The sequence below is a fragment of the Streptomyces sp. NPDC127106 genome (assembly GCF_042677605.1).
Classification (GTDB): domain Bacteria; phylum Actinomycetota; class Actinomycetes; order Streptomycetales; family Streptomycetaceae; genus Streptomyces.
In genome coordinates this window covers 1-1,952 of sequence record NZ_JBHXTC010000130.1, presented here as the reverse complement: position 1 = coordinate 1,952, position 1,952 = coordinate 1, and the positions used below count along the sequence as shown (strand labels likewise).

Below are 1,952 nucleotides of genomic sequence, written 5' to 3'. Positions count from 1 at the left end.
ATGCCAGGCTCCACGTCCTTGTGGCTCTACCACCGATAAATAATCTATCGAACTTTCTTTCTTGTATTTATAACGCAACCTGTCGATAAAATTTTGAAAATCACTATAAAGTTTTTTCGTGTCCGTCATATTTTTCTTGTATGTCAAAGTTATATGTAATTCATTTGGCCGTCCTATAAAATTGTTATTTATCAAATAACGCAGCTTCTTAAAGGTTTGTCTCAAAGAATTATAATTTTCCTGCCGATTTTCCGAATGCTCGAACTCCCGGATCTCCCCAGTAGAGAGGTCTACAAACCTATCCTTGTCCAATTTTTTGATATTATTTTTCCGGTTCATCTTCTCCATATGCTGAACTTCAATGACGTGATTCATAGTGGTCACTTTTACAACATCATTTGGAGCTATGAAAACCGCGTCACCATTGCGTTTATCCATCCATTTCCCCTCAATTTTTCCTGTAATGTTTAATTAAAATCAAGTTAATAATAAAGAACCCCAAATCCGAAGTCAGTTTTTCAACAAAAATTAGCGTCCTTTTCCCAAATAGTCCCTATACAATTCCTTAATAGCAAACTCAATTACAGCATCTTTTGAAACTCTTCCAAATTCATTGTGTTTTGTAAAATGTTCGGCTAATAACTCTAGCTTTTTAAATGTTTCAACAGTAATTCGAGGTCCAATTTGTTTTTTCTCTTCCATCCAAACACACTCCTAACAAGTTGTTAACATAATTCTAACATTGGAAATAATAGAATTCAAGAACAGAAAAAAGAAGCACACTCGGAATGATATTTCGTTTCCTTTTGATTCCGAGCCTCCACCCCTTACAATCCCCAAAGGCAACCGACAAGGGAAAATTCGTCCCTTATCGGCACCTCCGGAAATTGTACAGCAAGGGGTCACTCCCAATAAAAAGACTACGACATATAAAACAGGTTTAGCTTCAGAGAAAAAGAGCATAAGGAAACTCGGTGCCACCCTAAAAAAAAGGGTGTCAAACAGGCTGTGCCTGTTGAGTTTCTATGCTCTTAGAACAGGTGCCGTTTTTGAAGCCAAAGATATAGCATAGATACCCCATAGATATAGCAGGGATATACCAAAATATCTCTAGAGATACGGGTATCTATGCTATATCTCTCTACAAGATTCCTCCACACGCTTGACGGAAATGCTTCAGCATTTTAGCACTCACTCGACAGAGTGTATAAGTGCGCCATTCGGAATTTCAAAGCTTCAAATTTCACAGAGAGTGCCCATTTATACACACCCCCTAAATCGTGGTGTGACAATGGGTTCTCGCCGGCTCGAAATCGGTTTGTCATTCTGACAAATAACCCTTCGGGAAATAAAAAAAACGGCTCCATAAAGAGGAACCGTTTTGCTTCAAAAATCACGTTTTGTGTTATACTGGAGAAACGAAATTGTGTTTTCAAAATTGTCATTTTCGACATGATAACTTTTCTCGTAGTGTGGTTTTGCCGAACCCACTACTTTTTTTATGTCTCCGAACTTCATTTCTTCCCGTTCCGGCTTAACAATCCCTTTTGATTTTCGATACATATTCATTCCGGAAGGATACATGTGCAGCCGTCCGCCTTTTAAAAATTTCTTTTCCCGACCTTCTACGATCTTTGTTTGCACCTCACAGCCCTCTGAAGCCACTTTTAAGGCTGTTTCCCTGTCTTGGACATCTTCTAGGTCTATATCAGTCAAATAAGCGCTCAAATAGGCTCCTATGTTGTCTATATCCTTTAATGACTTGATTGTTACAAATCCTAAACCCCATAGACTCCTTAATTCAGCATTTTTAATATAAATCTTATCCAAATCATTAAAGCGCATTAAAACATGACAATGCCAGGCTCCACGTCCTTGTGGCTCTACCACCGATAAATAATCTATCGAACTTTCTTTCTTGTATTTATAACGCAACCTGTCGATAAAATTTT

1 protein-coding gene and 2 pseudogenes are annotated in these 1,952 nt (G+C 38.0%); all 3 read right to left on the bottom strand.

Features of this window, described 5'->3' with window-relative positions:
* Nucleotides 1–438 (bottom strand): annotated as a pseudogene (locus tag ACFVGY_RS37770) (hypothetical protein); the annotation flags it as partial.
* A 90-nt stretch (nt 439–528) separates the two neighbouring features.
* Nucleotides 529–702, bottom strand: coding sequence for a hypothetical protein (locus tag ACFVGY_RS37765; protein WP_375839303.1), 174 nt, complete (start codon nt 700–702; stop codon nt 529–531).
* Nucleotides 703–1,386: 684 nt separating this feature from the next.
* Nucleotides 1,387–1,952, bottom strand: a pseudogene (locus ACFVGY_RS37760) (hypothetical protein); the annotation flags it as partial.

Coding starts and splice junctions, on each gene's coding strand:
- ACFVGY_RS37765 (WP_375839303.1), bottom strand. CDS start 702: ATGGAAGAGAAAAAACAAATTGGACCTCGAATTACTGTTGAAACATTT.